Annotated in this window: 17 protein-coding genes and 1 pseudogene; 5 read left to right on the top strand and 13 right to left on the bottom strand. The window is 38.7% G+C overall.

What is annotated here, in order from left to right:
* Positions 1-85 precede the first annotated feature (85 nt).
* Together MKY71_RS13575 and MKY71_RS13580 are read right to left on the bottom strand one after the other, a co-directional pair.
* Positions 86-292: a hypothetical protein gene (locus MKY71_RS13575; RefSeq protein WP_339172795.1), complete on the bottom strand. Its 207-nt coding sequence runs from the start codon at positions 290-292 to the stop codon at positions 86-88.
* 119 nt (positions 293-411) lie between these two features.
* Positions 412-1,911, bottom strand: a complete 1,500-nt coding sequence (locus MKY71_RS13580; RefSeq protein ID WP_339172798.1) for a leucyl aminopeptidase — start codon at positions 1,909-1,911, stop codon at positions 412-414.
* Between the two features lie 157 nt (positions 1,912-2,068).
* Here MKY71_RS13580 and MKY71_RS13585 point away from each other — a divergent pair, with 157 nt between their 5' ends.
* Positions 2,069-2,548 carry a divergent PAP2 family protein gene (locus MKY71_RS13585; protein ID WP_079524169.1) on the top strand — a complete coding sequence of 160 codons (480 nt, stop codon included), beginning with the start codon at positions 2,069-2,071 and terminating at the stop codon, positions 2,546-2,548.
* Between the two features lie 76 nt (positions 2,549-2,624).
* Here MKY71_RS13585 and MKY71_RS13590 read toward each other — a convergent pair whose 3' ends face one another.
* The 5 genes from MKY71_RS13590 to MKY71_RS13610 all read right to left on the bottom strand — a co-directional run bounded on the left by MKY71_RS13590 (position 2,625) and on the right by MKY71_RS13610 (position 6,771).
* The gene (locus MKY71_RS13590) at positions 2,625-2,951 is read right to left on the bottom strand and encodes a YuiB family protein (protein WP_339172800.1); all 327 of its coding nucleotides are present in this window, start codon (positions 2,949-2,951) and stop codon (positions 2,625-2,627) included.
* 122 nt (positions 2,952-3,073) lie between these two features.
* The gene (locus MKY71_RS13595; RefSeq protein WP_340732933.1) at positions 3,074-3,571 is read right to left on the bottom strand and encodes an NUDIX hydrolase; all 498 of its coding nucleotides are present in this window, start codon (positions 3,569-3,571) and stop codon (positions 3,074-3,076) included.
* Between the two features lie 144 nt (positions 3,572-3,715).
* Positions 3,716-4,927, bottom strand: a complete 1,212-nt coding sequence (locus MKY71_RS13600; RefSeq protein WP_340732934.1) for an NAD(P)/FAD-dependent oxidoreductase — start codon at positions 4,925-4,927, stop codon at positions 3,716-3,718.
* A gap of 150 nt (positions 4,928-5,077) precedes the next feature.
* Complete coding sequence (locus tag MKY71_RS13605; protein ID WP_340732935.1) at positions 5,078-6,289, bottom strand: EAL-associated domain-containing protein; 1,212 nt, start codon at positions 6,287-6,289, stop codon at positions 5,078-5,080.
* A gap of 239 nt (positions 6,290-6,528) precedes the next feature.
* Positions 6,529-6,771: a hypothetical protein gene (locus tag MKY71_RS13610; RefSeq protein ID WP_340732936.1), complete on the bottom strand. Its 243-nt coding sequence runs from the start codon at positions 6,769-6,771 to the stop codon at positions 6,529-6,531.
* Positions 6,772-7,108: 337 nt separating this feature from the next.
* Between MKY71_RS13610 and MKY71_RS13615 the strand changes: the two genes are divergently transcribed.
* Positions 7,109-8,347: an IS110 family transposase gene (locus MKY71_RS13615; protein ID WP_340716285.1), complete on the top strand. Its 1,239-nt coding sequence runs from the start codon at positions 7,109-7,111 to the stop codon at positions 8,345-8,347.
* A gap of 99 nt (positions 8,348-8,446) precedes the next feature.
* Here the strand turns inward: MKY71_RS13615 and MKY71_RS13620 are convergent, their stop codons facing one another.
* The gene (locus MKY71_RS13620) at positions 8,447-9,916 is read right to left on the bottom strand and encodes a methyl-accepting chemotaxis protein (RefSeq protein WP_340732937.1); all 1,470 of its coding nucleotides are present in this window, start codon (positions 9,914-9,916) and stop codon (positions 8,447-8,449) included.
* A gap of 309 nt (positions 9,917-10,225) precedes the next feature.
* The gene (locus MKY71_RS13625) at positions 10,226-10,600 is read right to left on the bottom strand and encodes a HesB/IscA family protein (protein ID WP_079524175.1); all 375 of its coding nucleotides are present in this window, start codon (positions 10,598-10,600) and stop codon (positions 10,226-10,228) included.
* Between the two features lie 211 nt (positions 10,601-10,811).
* Here MKY71_RS13625 and MKY71_RS13630 point away from each other — a divergent pair, with 211 nt between their 5' ends.
* On the top strand, positions 10,812-11,504 hold the full coding sequence (locus tag MKY71_RS13630; protein WP_340732938.1) for a DUF2225 domain-containing protein: 693 nt from the start codon (positions 10,812-10,814) through the stop codon (positions 11,502-11,504).
* Between the two features lie 52 nt (positions 11,505-11,556).
* Here the strand turns inward: MKY71_RS13630 and MKY71_RS13635 are convergent.
* A pseudogene (locus MKY71_RS13635) lies at positions 11,557-11,849 on the bottom strand (NifU family protein).
* A gap of 28 nt (positions 11,850-11,877) precedes the next feature.
* Here MKY71_RS13635 and MKY71_RS13640 point away from each other — a divergent pair.
* Complete coding sequence (locus tag MKY71_RS13640; protein WP_340732939.1) at positions 11,878-12,210, top strand: YuzD family protein; 333 nt, start codon at positions 11,878-11,880, stop codon at positions 12,208-12,210.
* 93 nt (positions 12,211-12,303) lie between these two features.
* Here MKY71_RS13640 and MKY71_RS13645 read toward each other — a convergent pair whose 3' ends face one another.
* The gene (locus MKY71_RS13645; protein WP_340732940.1) at positions 12,304-13,371 is read right to left on the bottom strand and encodes an NAD(P)/FAD-dependent oxidoreductase; all 1,068 of its coding nucleotides are present in this window, start codon (positions 13,369-13,371) and stop codon (positions 12,304-12,306) included.
* Positions 13,372-13,648: 277 nt separating this feature from the next.
* Between MKY71_RS13645 and MKY71_RS13650 the strand changes: the two genes are divergently transcribed.
* Positions 13,649-13,888, top strand: a complete 240-nt coding sequence (locus tag MKY71_RS13650; protein ID WP_079524177.1) for a YuzB family protein — start codon at positions 13,649-13,651, stop codon at positions 13,886-13,888.
* 22 nt (positions 13,889-13,910) lie between these two features.
* Here MKY71_RS13650 and MKY71_RS13655 read toward each other — a convergent pair whose 3' ends face one another.
* Both MKY71_RS13655 and MKY71_RS13660 read right to left on the bottom strand, forming a co-directional pair.
* On the bottom strand, positions 13,911-14,675 hold the full coding sequence (locus MKY71_RS13655) for a TIGR01457 family HAD-type hydrolase (RefSeq protein WP_340732942.1): 765 nt from the start codon (positions 14,673-14,675) through the stop codon (positions 13,911-13,913).
* Complete coding sequence (locus MKY71_RS13660) at positions 14,675-15,127, bottom strand: DUF86 domain-containing protein (protein WP_340732943.1); 453 nt, start codon at positions 15,125-15,127, stop codon at positions 14,675-14,677. The genes MKY71_RS13655 and MKY71_RS13660 overlap by 1 nt, the downstream gene beginning before the upstream one ends.
* Positions 15,128-15,143: the final 16 nt, after the last annotated feature.

The following is a 15,143-nucleotide window of genomic DNA, read 5'->3' on the forward strand; positions in this document are numbered from 1 at the left end:
CCTCAAAACTCGTAATATTTCTTTTCCTCATCATAGCTAACAATGAGGAGACGAGCAAGCCTCTCCTTCACTACTTACCGCATTCTTACCAGTAGCGTCTCGGATAGCGCGGATAATAAGGTGGATAGTAGTAATTAGGCGGATACGGTTGATAATACGGCGGATATGGTCCGTATCGATTATTATTCAGTGACCCCCCTAAAAACCCTCCTAAAAAGCTCCCTAAAAAAGGAACCCCAAACGGATATCCGAATCCAAAACCTGGATTATAGTAACGATTGCGATTAACCATGTTCATGTCCTCCTCCCTTATGAATAGTGTATTCATAATTATGAGAGCCGCTAGTCACCCGCCTAAAAATGAAAAAGATGCCTTGCAAGTTTTTTCCTCGCAAAGCATCTCTTTAATAATTAGTTATCGCGTAATTCTACCAGTGTTGCTAAAGTACGAACCATGGCACCTGTACCGCCTTTTGGTCCTAATGCATGCGGTGCATCCGCATCAGAAGTCCCTGCAATATCAAGGTGAACCCAAGGAGTTCCTTCCGCAAATTCTCCAACGAAGCCACCGCCGAAAATCATATGGCCGTCACGACCCGGAGAGTTGTTTAAATCTGCCACTTCCGATTTACGGATACGCTTTTTATCGCTTTCTGTTAATGGTAAACGCCATACGAACTCACCTGTTTCAAGTGCCGCACCCATAAACTCTTCAAAGAATTCTTCGTTATTTGTTAAAGCGCCTGTTTTATCTTTGCCCAACGCAACGATTACTCCACCCGTTAATGTCGCTACATCGATTAAATAGTTTGCTCCTTGCTGCTTCGCATAAGTCATAGCATCCGCCAATACTAAACGGCCTTCCGCATCTGTATTTAATACTTCAACTGTTTTGCCGTTGTACATTGTAATAACATCATCCGGCTTGAATGCTTCACCTGATACCATATTGTCTGTAGATCCGATTACGGCAACAACATTTTGTTTCGGGCGAGTTTCACCGATAATGCGCATCGCACCAAGAACAGCAGCTGCTCCGCCCATATCGCCTTTCATGCCGACCATGCCTTCACGCGGTTTTAATGAGTAACCGCCTGTATCGTACGTTACACCTTTTCCGACAAAGCCGATTACATCTTCCCATTCCGGTTTCCCTTTATACTTCAATGTAATTAAACGCGGCTCTTCTACAGAACCTTTATTGACAGATAAAATACCACCCATACCCAGTTCTTCCATTTGTGCTTTGTTTAAAATTTCAACTTCTAATCCATAAATATTCGCAAGCTCTGTTGCGTAATCCGCCAAATCACTTGCTGTCAGTAAATTAGGAGGCAAGTTGATTAATGTACGCGCTTCGTTTACCGCATCCGCATAAATTTTCCCTACTTCGAAATTACCGATCACATCTTCCATGTTCGCTTCTGTAACAAATTGAATTTGATCAAAATACGTGTTCGGCTCATTTGAAGAAGTTTTATAATTTTGTACTGAATAATAGCCTAAATTTAAACCTTCACCAGCTAAGTAAGCCACTTCCGATTCTTCCAGCTGATCTGTTGTAAAAGATTCTACCCAAACTGCCACATCGCCTACTTTTGCCGCTTTCAGTTCTTTACCTACTGCTGCAAATACTTCACGTAATTCGTTCGCTGTTATATTTTTGCGTTCACCTAGGCCGACAAAGTATATACGTTTAAGTGAAGAATGGTTGCCCGAATACGGTAATTTCGTAATCTTTTTTGTATCTGATGAAATTTCACCTGCATGTAGCCATGTGTCAATAACATCTCCATAAAATTCAGTAAACGTTGACCAGTTTTTCATTTGTTCACGATGTTTTTGTACTCCGATAATCAATGTTTCAGAAGTTTGTGATTCAAACGTTTTTGCTGTTGATTCAATATTCATAGTTAAAAACCTCCTAAAGTATAGTTTCATTATATACAAATTCTTTTAATTCGGGTATCGAAACATCCAATAATTTTTATTTTTCTGCAAGTTTAAATTCAAACGATTATAGGGAAAATGATATAATTATAGCAATGAGGAGAAAGTAGGTGTAATTATCGAACTTCTACAAAATACGCCGCTTTGGCTTGGGGTTTTTGCAATTGTTTTTGCACAGATCCTAAAAGTACCGATCCATTTTATTGTAACGAAAAAAGTGGATTGGAGCTTGCTGACATCTACCGGCGGAATGCCAAGTTCCCACTCTGCAGCTGTAACAAGTGTTGCTACTGCAGTCGGTATTGAGACAGGATTTGATTCACCGACTTTTGCTGTTGCAGCTATGTTGGCCGGAATTGTCATGTACGATGCAAGCCATGTACGCTTTCAGGCTGGACAACACGCGGCCGTTTTAAACGAACTGCGCCACGATCTCCGCTTGTTTTTTGATGAAATTAAACGCTGGCCGGAAATGAATGAACAAGAAAAAATTGAGGATTTAAAAACATTATTAGGTCACAAAAAAAGTGAAGTGTTCATCGGGGGATTGGCAGGAATTGTTTTTGCAGCTTTATGGTACACCATTCAAGTGTTATAAAAAAAGGGGATGTTAAAGGCTAAACCGGCTTTTAACATCCCCCTTTATTCTGTTGCAGACACCTTGCAGAAGTAAACTAAAACATGCGATATCCTGCTTTTCGCAGTGCTATCATTACAAAGCCGGATACGATCGCCCCGGCAAAGCCACCAGCCAAGATAACGATATCCACAATCTGTAATGCCTGAATTTTGTCGCTTAAAGCCGGAAATGCTGTCCCTGCCTTAAAGAAATAATCCAAAAAGCTTACTTCATCGATGATAAAAATTACGACAACCGGATAGACAATAGCCATTAACCATGTCATCCGCAATAACATATTCAATAAAAAGCCGATCCCGAAAAACATGACAAAAAATAATACGACGGAAATAATTACTTGTACTAACGAAACATCATTCATGTTATGTATACCCCCATTAATCTATCATAATTTTACATGATATAACGGGTGCTTTCAATTCAACATCCAAAATAACGTATAGAATACTAATATTGTAAGAAATCCTTCATAACGTAAATCGCTTATTTTTTGAAAAATAAATGGTATTCGCTATAGCCGAACACGTCCCCCGGGTTCACCCCTTCAATAATCGGGTGAATATGTTGCGCTGCGTGCTGGTTAGCCATTTCTCTGAGCATAACCGATGACAGTTCATTGTGAATAATTTCACTCGGTGCCATCCAGCATGCTTCGCCGATTTCTCTTTCCTGCAAAGTAAAAGGCTGATTATCATCTACCGGCTTACAATAAAAAATCGCCATATTATCACTAATATCATTCAGGATGACGCCGGAACGAAAACCAACAAGTCCCTTTACTTCACAGAGAATCCCCGTCTCTTCCAGCACTTCACGCACAGCAGCCGTTGTAACGGTTTCGGCTGGCTGAACAAATCCTGCCGGTAAAGACCATGCTCCTTTTAGTCCTCCATATGTTTTTTTCACGAGCAGCCATTCCCCTGCTGAATTTTCAACAATCGCGGCAACTCCAAGCCAAACTTTTCCTCGATCCTTTTTCATAAATAACAGTCCCCCTTTGCTGTGATAGTATTTGACTTCATGTTCCACTGATTAGAAACTGCTTAATTGTTGCTTTCCGCTAATACGGTGTAAAAAAACTTGCAAAGGAAGCGTTACACATTCGTTTGCAAGTTTGAAGTTTGTTTATATAAATTTGAATTTGCCTTTTTTCAATGTTAAGCCGACACCGCCGACTAAATACAATGCGCGGTCATCAACGACTTTCTTTAATGCCGATGCTGGCTTGCCAGTAAATTTACGGCCGAATGCTGTTCCAATTGCATCTTCTTGACCTAATGAACAAACAGCACCTTTATCATCGTAAGCAAAGACTTCCGTCGGCTCATCATTCATTAAATGCTTAATATTTTTGGCAATGATTTCACCTTGCTGCATCGCGATCTGAGCTGTTGGCGGATAAGGTCTGCCCGCTTCCGCATTCAGTAAAAATGCACAGTCCCCTACGACAAAGACATCGTCAAAGCCTGGTGCGCGCATATCTTCACGGACCGCAATACGTGCGCGGTTCGATTCAATACCGGAAGACTCGATTAATGCATTTCCTCGGACTCCCGCTGCCCATACAACAGTACCGGCTTTAATGAATTCCGTGTTTTCTTCATCTTTTTTAATGTTCACACCTTCTGCTGTCGCTTCCACTATCGGTGTGCCGATAGAAAATTCCACACCCTTTTTACGCAGCTGTTCCTGCGCATAATCGACCAACTCCGGATCAAAACCAGGTAATACAGTAGGTGCTGCTTCTACACAAAGAAGACGCACTTTTTCTTGAGGAATATCAAATTCTCTGCAAAGCTCAGGAATTCGGTTACCGAGCTCTCCTAAAAATTCTATGCCTGTAAAGCCTGCACCGCCTACGACAATCGTAAGTTTACTGTCGTCTTTCACTTCATCCAATGTCCAAGAAGCAAACTGATATTCAATATGCTCACGGACCTGACGTGCAGTATTAATATTCGTCAATGATAATGCGTGTTCCTTCAGACCAGGAATGCCGAATGTTTCCCCTTCAAAGCCTAAGCCGATCACTAAATAATCGTACGAAAACTCTCCCGCTGATGTGTCAACTTTCTTTGTATTGACATCAATGTTTTCTACATTCGCAATGACGAACGTTACATTGTGATTAATAACTTTTGAAATCGGATAACGGGCTTTATCCGGAGAAATCGTACCAGCCCCTACTTCATGCAGCCAAGTTGTTTCATAATGATAGTCGTTTTTGTTCACTAAAATAATTTCTGCTTCATTTGTATTGATTAATTTTTGGAGATTTACAATTGTTGTTAATCCTCCATACCCTGCGCCTAATACTAAAATAGTCGGTCTTTTCATTCAATCAAACCCCTTCATTTTAATGAACCGGCGCTATAAATCTATTTGCCATTTTTATAGAGCGCCAGCAAACGGTAATTTACTGAAATACTAACATAATAGTAGCGTTTTTCCTGCATGATTTCAAACATATGGATATTAATCGTTTCGTCAATTTACAATGTTATGTTCATATAAATAATCGTATTTAATATCGATAAACAAAAACTCTTCGTTTGAAATAGCCATTGAATACGTACGTGTCAATTCGCCTGTTTCAATGTCACTGTACACGGAAGACAACTCACCTTTATTGTCTTTTGTCATTTTAATAATGTTCAATAGGAAGTATGGTCGCCAGCTCCAGTTTTTGCCGATGATCTCTTCTTGCTTTTCCCATTTCCCCTCGTTCCAGCGGATATTCGGCGATGTCTGGAAACCATTGCTGTCACAAATATAAATACGAAATGCGCATTTTTCCAAAGCATTTGCCAGCTGCATCATTTTATCAATCTGTGAAGTGGATGGATTGATTTGATCGACTGTTGAACAAATCGTCCGTTCAAGACGTTTCATTTCTTCATATTTTTGAAGAAGGAGTTTCTTTTCCGTTGCAATAAACTGTTCACAATCTTTGCGGAAGCGTTCTTTTAAAGCATCACGTACTTGCAGCTCTTTATGCGGCAGTTGCAAATAGGGTCCTTTAAAATAACGGGTACCGTTTTTCCATCCGTGCTGTAATTGGTACACTGTTTCAATATTTTCGACTAATAATTGCGTCCCCATCTTTACGGCAAGTGTTCGAATTGTTGAAAACGCATGGTTTTGCGCTCCCCATAAATTATAGTTCAACTGGGCAACATTAATTTTAAGGATAGCCGGTTCAAGCAGTAAAATATTTTCAAGCTGGGTTTGCGGACCGACATCTGCCAAAGCAATTTTGATGCCATATGTTTTAATATAGCGAATTAAATGCTGCAGCTGATTCAGCTCTCCTTCATAAAGGTGTTCCGTCATGACAAGGGTAATGTTTGGGAGGTTCGATTCGGCAACTGTTTCTTTCAGCATCGTAAAATAACTTTCCCCAAAATCCAGTAAAAGCAGTTCGGGGTTGCATGGAATATACAAGCCAACTTCGTCAATCAAATGAGCAACATTTTGCAATGATCGGCGAACAAAAATTTGCTCAATTTCTGCTCTAATATCTGCTGGTACGTCTTTTTCATATGTAAATTGCTCAATATTGATCGGTTCATTTTCATTTTCACTTTCCACTTGGCCTATCGCTTCATAAGCCACAATGCGATGACCATCTGCACTATAGATTGGCTCATATAAAATTTCGATTTGATCTAACTTGTCCAGTAACTCTAAAACACTCATTTAAAAAAGCCCCCTAGCAGTATGGTAATAAATCTATAATAATTCAATCCTTATAATAATACAAAACCAACCAATAAAACATAGTTATTTTATAGGAAATATAAGTTTTAAAATTAAGAGAATTTATTTTGTCTATGAAAAGGTCGATATTACATAAAAACCTTTAACGGCAGTTTACCGCTAAAGGTTTCAACATTGGTTATATTTTATTCACAGTGCAGTCATGCTGCCTAAACTAATTAAAGTTTAAACTCTCCCACTAATGCATTGAGTTCTTCCGCCAAATCGGCAAGATGTTTCGAACTGCCTGCTACTTCCTCCATAATACTGCTCGTTTGTTGAACAGATGCTGCTGTTTGTTCAATGCCGGCAGCGGATTCCTCGGAGACCGATGCAACCTCTTCAACAGAACCGTTCATCACTTGTGTACTGGCTGTAATTTCCGATAAGTTTTGGCCGATCGTTGTAATACTGTTTACCATTTCTTTTACAGCATTACTAATTCCTTCGAAAGTTTCACCTGTTGATTCAATTTGGATTTTTCCTTGCTCGACTTCTTTATAGCCCGTTCGTAATATGAGGTTAGCCAGATTTTTCTGGTTGACCTTTTTTGTTTAGGTCTTATTATAACGGTAGTCGGGGTAGAACGTCTGGCCCGTGGGACTTGATCCCGTCCGCAAAACTGTTCACCCCCTACTTGTATAAACATGTTTCGAGCTGGTTGGGACAAGGATCCCGTTTAACAAGCGAACCTATGACATTACAAGCAGCTATAGGGGTTACCGACGAATTTAGTTTTCTTTAGGAGGAGATGTAATTATGAATCCAGTCGTTGGTCTGGATGTTTCAAAAGGAGAAAGTCAGGTTCAAGCCTTTTTAGATAAAGGCAAACCATATCGTAAGAGCTTTAGTATTAAACATACTCTTGATGGTTTAGATAGTTTATTAGAATTTCTAAAGGAAGTAGAGAAATTAGCTGATGGTAAGCAACCTTCGGTTATTTTAGAATCTACAGGTCAATATCATATGCCCGTTATTCAATTTTTGGAGGAGCAACAATACGTCTATATTATTGTTAATCCACTTATCTCTCATCGAGCTAGAAGTACAAATTTACGCAAGGTAAAGACCGATGCCATTGATGCCTATCATCTATGCGAATTGTATTACAAGGAAGAGTTAGAGCCATATAAAAAGAGAGGTATACAACTCTTAAATCTTCGTAATCTCACTAGACAACAAGAAACAGTATCAAGCACAGCTGCACAAACAAAGTTACAGCTACAGTCCATCTTAGATCAGGTTTTCCCTGAATACAGAGGTGTCTTTGGAAATCTCTATTCAAAAATTTCGTTACAGATTCTATCCATCTTCCCAACCTCCAAAGAGGTTTTAAGTGTTAGCGAATCAGAACTTACTAATAAAATTGCGGAATTATGTACAACCCGTTCAGAAAGATGGGCAAAAGAAAAGGCAATTAAATTGAGAGAGGCTGCATTACGTAATCCATTTCAAAACAACTTGTATCAAAGCCATATCTTTAACCTAAGAATGTTTATTAACATTGTTCTTCAATATCAAGAGCATCTATCAAAGTTAGCAGCAGAAATAGATGCCCTCGCTAAAGAAATTGAAGAATATGAGATAATCCAGTCTATTCCTGGTGTTGGAGAAAAGATTGCGGCAACAATCATCTCTGAAATTGGAGAGATAGAACGGTTTAACCATCCTAAAAAGCTAGTAGCATTCGCCGGGATAGATCCTAGCGTTTACTCTTCTGGTCGATTTACTGCTTCCATCAATCGTATAACCAAAAGAGGTTCCAGCAGGTTAAGACAAGCGTTATTTATGGCTGTACAATGCGGTATAAGAGATGCACGTAAGCAAAAAACAAGTGATGAAATACTCCCTAGAAATAAGAAATTACGAGAGTTCTACGATAAAAAACGCGAAGAAGGAAAGCCATTTAGAGTAGCAATCATTGCATGTGCTAATAAGCTTTTACATTGGATATATGCCCTACTTAAAAGGAAAGAAGCCTTCCAAAATGCGGTTTAAAAAGTATATTTAAGTGGATTAAACAAAACCTTCCAATTTTAAAGAGGAAGGCTTATTTGGTGTACCCTTTTTTAGTATATCATGTAGGATTTAATATTTTTATCGAAAAATCTTGACAACTATTAGCTGGTTTTGCAGTGAGTCAGAAACAAAAAAAGTTTCCTTTTGAATATTGTCCACAATCCCCGTAATATCTGTTACAGAATTAGATACTTGCTCAGCCAGTTTCCTTACCTCATCCGCAACTACAGCAAATCCTTTTCCGTGTTCTCCAGCTCTTGCAGCTTCAATTGCAGCATTTAAAGCAAGGAGATTCGTCTGATCGGCTACATCTTTAATGACGGTCACTAAATTGTATATTTCCTGTGACTGCTTATCTAATCCTGCAACCTTATTTACTGATTCATTTACAATGGCATGAATTTTTTCCATCTGCTGAATTGATTTTTTCATTAGTTCAGATCCGTCATTGGTCATATTTAAGACGTCTTTTGAATTCTCCTCTATCCGTAACCCATTCTCATTCGCATCATGGACTCTTTCAACAAACGTATTCATCACCGATGCCAGTTCACTCGCATTATGAGCCTGTGTTTCCGAACCTGCAGCCAATTCTTGCATAGTAGATGCCACTTGCTCCGATCCCAACCTTACTTCATCTGCCGATTGTGATAGTTCTTCACTTTGGCTCGTTAATAACTCTGAAGTATCGGCAACTTTTTTCATCGAATTTTTAAGATTTTTATGTAATAGATTGATGGCATCCGCCAATTTGCCTATTTCGTCTTTTGATTTAACTAGCAGCAATTCTTTCGTTAAGTCACCATTGGCCAAATACCCCATCTGTTCAGTAACTTTAATAATTGGCTTAGTAATTAAATTAGTGTAGAACCAAATAATGATTACCCCTAGAATAATTGAAATCCCCATAACAACAAGAATAATCGTCAACAACTCTGTAGCAGGCTGATTAAAATCCATCATATAGGTACTGGCAGTTACTACCCAGTCCCAGTTTGGATCTATTTTTGAATAGGAAACCTTCTCCTCAACTTGCTCTTTATTATTTGGCAATGCGGAATTATAAAAAGTAAACCCACCGCCGTTATTTGCTGTTTTAATCATCTCTTGAGCGAATTTCACACCGTTCTCATCCACATCATCCCATGCACTCGCACCCTCTTTAGATGGATGCGCTATACGGGTTCCATCTTGACTATACACAATCATATAGCCGTTTTCCCCAAGATCGATTGAAGAGTTTATAGGTCGAACGCCATCCCCATTCTTTTCGCCTAATATAATCTCCTTTACTTTCTCTTGAGCACTTTCAAGTGGAATATTCCCTTTTTCAACTTCCGCATTATAAGCATCTATTGTAGCAAGCGTAAATTCAACACTGTTTTGCAAGTTTGTTTTACCTAATTTCTCTAAGCTGGTAGAGCTTTTCTGGTAACTTGTCATTCCAATTACAATCATCGGCACAATCAAAAGTAAAATAGAAATAACAATTAACTTTGATTTAATGGAAGAGTTAGATTTAGATCTGGATTTAGATTGTTTTTTCATTATTATACACCCCTTGTATTAATATATTTGGTTACTGAAACTAATTAACCTATATAATTATAGAGTTAATGAACTATTACTCACGATATAATAGAGTATAAATTACTTCCCTATAGCTATATAATATAGATAAAAGTACTAGTTTTAATTCCCGAATGTTATTTTACCCCAACTTTTTACTTAATCCAACATATTTTTACAGAATTTACTCTTTCAGTAGTTTATTTTGTTTTTCACATAAAAAAAGCCTCTTTAATTTGTAATGTTTATTAACATCACAAATCAAAGAGACTCGTTATTCACAATCCATTATTCACATGGTTGTTCTACTGCCGGACGTGCTGCTGCTTTGAAGCTTGTGCCGCATCCGCATGAAGCAAGTGCGTTCGGGTTGTCGATTGTGAAACCGCCGCCCATTAATGATTGCTTAAAATCAATTTTCGTTCCTTGTAAAATGCCCGCATCTTCTTCAGATACGATAATTTGAATGCCGTGTTGGTTGTCAACAAAGTCATCGTCATTAATTGTTTGTTCAAATGCCATACCATATGAAAGACCACTGCAACCTCCGCCTTTAACGGCTACACGCAGGCTCGCATTTTCTTCTTCGTTATGAACCATCATTTCTTTGACTTGAAATGAGGCCGCTTCTGTTAAAATGATTACTTGTTTTTCACTTGCCATTCCAGTCACCTACTTTCTTTTATTAATCATAACAATTGTAAAAGCTATCTGACAACAAAACTGCTCTACCTGATTATATTCCTGTGTTACCTAAAAAGGGATAAGGATAAAATACCTAAAAAAATCACACAAATTCAGTAAATTACTCACACTTTTTTAAATTTCCTTGCTATAATAAGGGAACATATTTAAACGAAAGGTATGAAACTTTATGGAAATTTCCCCATATTACGAAAAGACAGTGAACTGTATTCATTGCAAGAAAAGTTTTTCAACACTTAAAGTTCGTACCAAATCCATAAAAATTGAACATACAGCATCCGATTTTCAGCCGGTCTATACAGACAATAACGTAAATGCATTATATTATAATGTTTTTGTCTGTCAGCATTGCGGGTTTTCATTTACTGAAGACTTCAGTAAATATTTTGCTCCAGGTGTGCAAGAACAAATCAATGAAAAAATTTGCAGTCATTGGGTACCGCACAGTTTCAGTAAAGAGCGTACTGTTTTGGAAGCAATTCAAACCTATAAGCTCGCGTTGTTTTGTGCAACGATCAAAAAAGAAAAATTTGTCATTACTTCCGGCTTGGCATTGCGCCTGGCATGGTTATATCGGTCAATAAAAAATGATATACAGGAACAGCGCTTTTTAAAGTTGGCCCGTGATCATTACATGGAAAGCTATTCTACGGAAGATTATGCAGGTACATCGATGTCGGATGTACGGATTGTATACATGGTTGCTGAACTGTCCCGTCGCATCGGAGATTATGAAAATGCAACGCGCTTCTTTTCACGTGTCATTGAAAGTCAACGTGTAGGCGGTGAAGCCAAACTTGTTAACATGGCTAAAGAGCAATGGGAATTAGTTCGTGAAGAACGCGGTAAAATCGCCCAATAAAAGAGAGCTGCCAAGTAAGCGATAACTTTCTTGGCAGCTCTTTCAATTTGAATTAGAAAACTTGTTCTACTTCGAAGATACCTGGCACTTCTTCTAACAGCGCACGTTCGATACCTGCTTTTAATGTGATTGTAGAACTTGGACAGCTACCGCATGCGCCTAATAAACGCAATTTTACGATACCTTCTTCAATATCTACCAATTCACAGTCTCCGCCGTCACGTAATAAAAACGGACGTAATTTATCTAAAACTTCTTGTACTTGTGCATATTGTTCTGTTTCTGTCATTTTGCTCGACTCCCTTCATTAAAATCATTATAATGTGAAGGAGCAAAAAAATCCATTATTGAATAACGAAAGGTTGGAATTCCTATGTCACAATCTCATCCAGTTATAGAAGTATTCGGCGCTGACATCATCTGTGCCAGCTGTGTAAATGCACCTTCTTCCAAAGATACATACGAATGGCTCCAAGCTGCAATTTCACGAAAATATCCGGAACACCCGTTTACTATCCGCTATATCGATATTGAAGGTGTAATTGATAATGAACGTGATCAAGATTATGCAAACCGTATTCAAGAAGATGAATTTTTCTACCCTTTAGTTCTAGTCAATGATGAAGTAGTTGGTGAAGGCTATGTGCAGATCAAGCCTGTATTTACAGCGCTCGAATCGGCAGGCTTTATATCAACTGAAGAGTAAATTATAACATAAACAAAAAATTCAATTTTCTCCTAAAGGAAATTGAATTTTTTTGTTTAAAGTGCAACTGATTTCCTTTGCAGGGACTCAATTTTAGTTTTCGTTCTGCTTTTTATAGTACCAAAGCAGACCCGACTTCATAAGGCGTGCAATGCGTCCTGTTACCGTTGTATCAGCGAGATGAACGAAGCCTTGCTTTTTACCAAGGGAGCCCATAAAACCTTTCATTTTGATTTCTGAAAGCTTTTCTGGAAGCGGCTCGCCTTTCCAGCGCATTTTTAATACTTTAACGATACGTTCACCCTGTTCTTCAGCCAGTTGCGCTGTTGGAGGTAAATGAGAAGAAGCACAGTCTCCTACTACAAATACATTTTCATCTCCAACTACATGATAATGATCCGTAATGATCGGACGATTGAATTTATCCTTTTCAACATCCAGCTCACGAACGATTTTCACAGGCTGTACCCCAGCTGTCCATACGATTACATCAGCTTCAATGACTTCATCATGGTTGTATAAACGGCCTTCTTCCACACGTGTAATATTCGATTCCGCAATTACATCGACGTTGTGTTTAATAAACCAGGACTTTATATACTCACTTAGTTTTTCCGGGAAATCGCGTAAAATACGGTGTGAGCGGTCAAATAATTTAATATTTAAATCTGAACGGCTTTCACGTAGTTCACTTGCAAGCTCGATCCCTGAAAGACCTGCACCAATAATGGCAACTGTCGAACCTGGAGCCAATCCGCATACTTTTTCGAAAGTTTTACGTGATTTGGCGATTGTTTGAATACTGTATGTGAATTCATCGGCACCCGGCACTCCGTGATATTTATCGATACAGCCTAAACCAATAACAAGCTGATCATACGAAAGCTCTTCGCCGTCACCCAAGTAAATTTTTTTATCTTCGCGGTCGATGCGTACTACTTCTCCGTACACGCATTTTAAGCGCTCATGTTCCGGAAATGCAACACGGACTTCCTTATCTGTTGATGTACCTGCAGCAAGTGCATAAAATTCTGTTTTCAAACTATGGAATGGTGTACGATCTACCAATGTAATCTCTACATCTGCCGGTAAGCTTGGTAATAGACGAAGTAAAATTCGCATATTTCCGTAGCCGCCACCTAATAATACTAACTTTTGCATAGCATATTCCCTCATATCTGTAAGTAATCAATTACGAAGCTTTAACGCATCATAATTGTGTTCACAAAGTTTCCATAAGTATTATAACTGTTTGTGATAAGTTTCACAATATATTAAATGATATTTTGTGAATTTATTCACATAATTTTATTATTCTCCTATTTTATTTATTTTGGTGCAATTGCAGCATATTCAAACATGTATTGAAAGATATCAAATCGGAGAAATTGACGTTCGCTGCAAAAAAAAGTAGGATTGCTAATAGTGAGGTGACAACATGTTAAATCCATTAGTCGAATTTTGCATCAGCAATTTAGCAAATGGTGCGCAACAAACATATGAACAACTGGAGCAAGATCCTGATATTGATGTATTGGAATATGGCTGCTTAAGCTACTGCACGAAATGTGCCGAAAACTTTTATGCCGTTGTGAACGGCGATATCGTTGAGGCAGATACTCCAGAAGAGCTGACGAAGCGCATTTATAAATATATAGAAGAAAATCCGATGTGGTAAACGCCCCGCACCGGATTTTTTTTTATTTAGTAAATTCCATTAAATTGTCTACACAATACGTAGGCAGCTTGGCTTGCTGTTTTACAATTTCAGCAGGAGTAACTCCCGTATTGACATGAATCGTATCACAGCCGAAATTTATCCCGCATAAAATATCGGTATCATAATTGTCCCCGACCATGACCATTTCGCTCTTTTCAAAGTGGTGCTCTTCGGCAATGATCTGCAGCATAACCGGTGATGGTTTTCCCACGAAAATCGGTGTAACCCCCGATACATTTGCCACTAATTGAACAAATGAACCATTTCCGGGAGTAAAAGCCGTTTCATTCGGAAATTTAATATCACCATTTGTTCCGATGAGCTTCGCGCCATTCTGGACATAGTCGCATGCTTTTACAAGTTTCTCATATGAGATTTGACGGTCGATGCCCATAACAAGCACATCGCTCTGCTCATCGGTAATCTCCAGCCCTTGATCGATCAAAGCAGTACGAATGCCAAGTTCCCCGACAACATTCACTTTTTTGTTTGTACTCATCTTCGCAACATACGCTGCCGTTGCAAGCGAGCTTGAATAAATATGATCAAGCGGTGCATCTATGCCCATATCCTGTAAAACCTGTTGCAGTCTTTCGCGGGTTTTCGATGAATTGTTCGTTAAGTAATACGGCTCGATTCCCTCATCCTGCAAAAGGTGAACAAATTTCACGGCAGAATCGATCGCTTCACTCCCCCGATAGATTGTCCCGTCCAAATCAAAGCAATACGCTTTATAAGGGAACATTATGCCTGTTCCTCTGGTAAAAATGCTGAAACAGGTCCTAATTCATTCGTTAAGTAATCGTGAACTTTTGGGGAGAACTGTTTCAGTATATTTAAGTTTGCTGTTAATACATTTAAAATTTCTTCACTATCTACAGCGATAAATTCACGAACGATCATTTTGCGTAAGCCGACAACCGCTTTCAATGGTGCATCCATCTGTTCTGTAATCACTTTTTCATCAACGAAAATATCGATAATGTCTTCGTAGCTTCCAGGATCACGCATAATAAAGCCGTCAATCACCAAGTTTCCTACATCCATCATCGCTTCCATTACATTATGGCCGATACGTTGTAATGCCAGCTTATGAATATCATCTGCCAACCAGTTTTCTGTCGATTCAAAGATCGCCAGTAACTCGTCCAAGTGTGCTAAGTTGTTTGTAATTTTATTTCTATCTACGAAGTACATAGATAAAGCCTCCATT

The sequence above is a fragment of the Solibacillus sp. FSL W7-1324 genome, assembly GCF_038008025.1.
Taxonomy (GTDB): domain Bacteria; phylum Bacillota; class Bacilli; order Bacillales_A; family Planococcaceae; genus Solibacillus.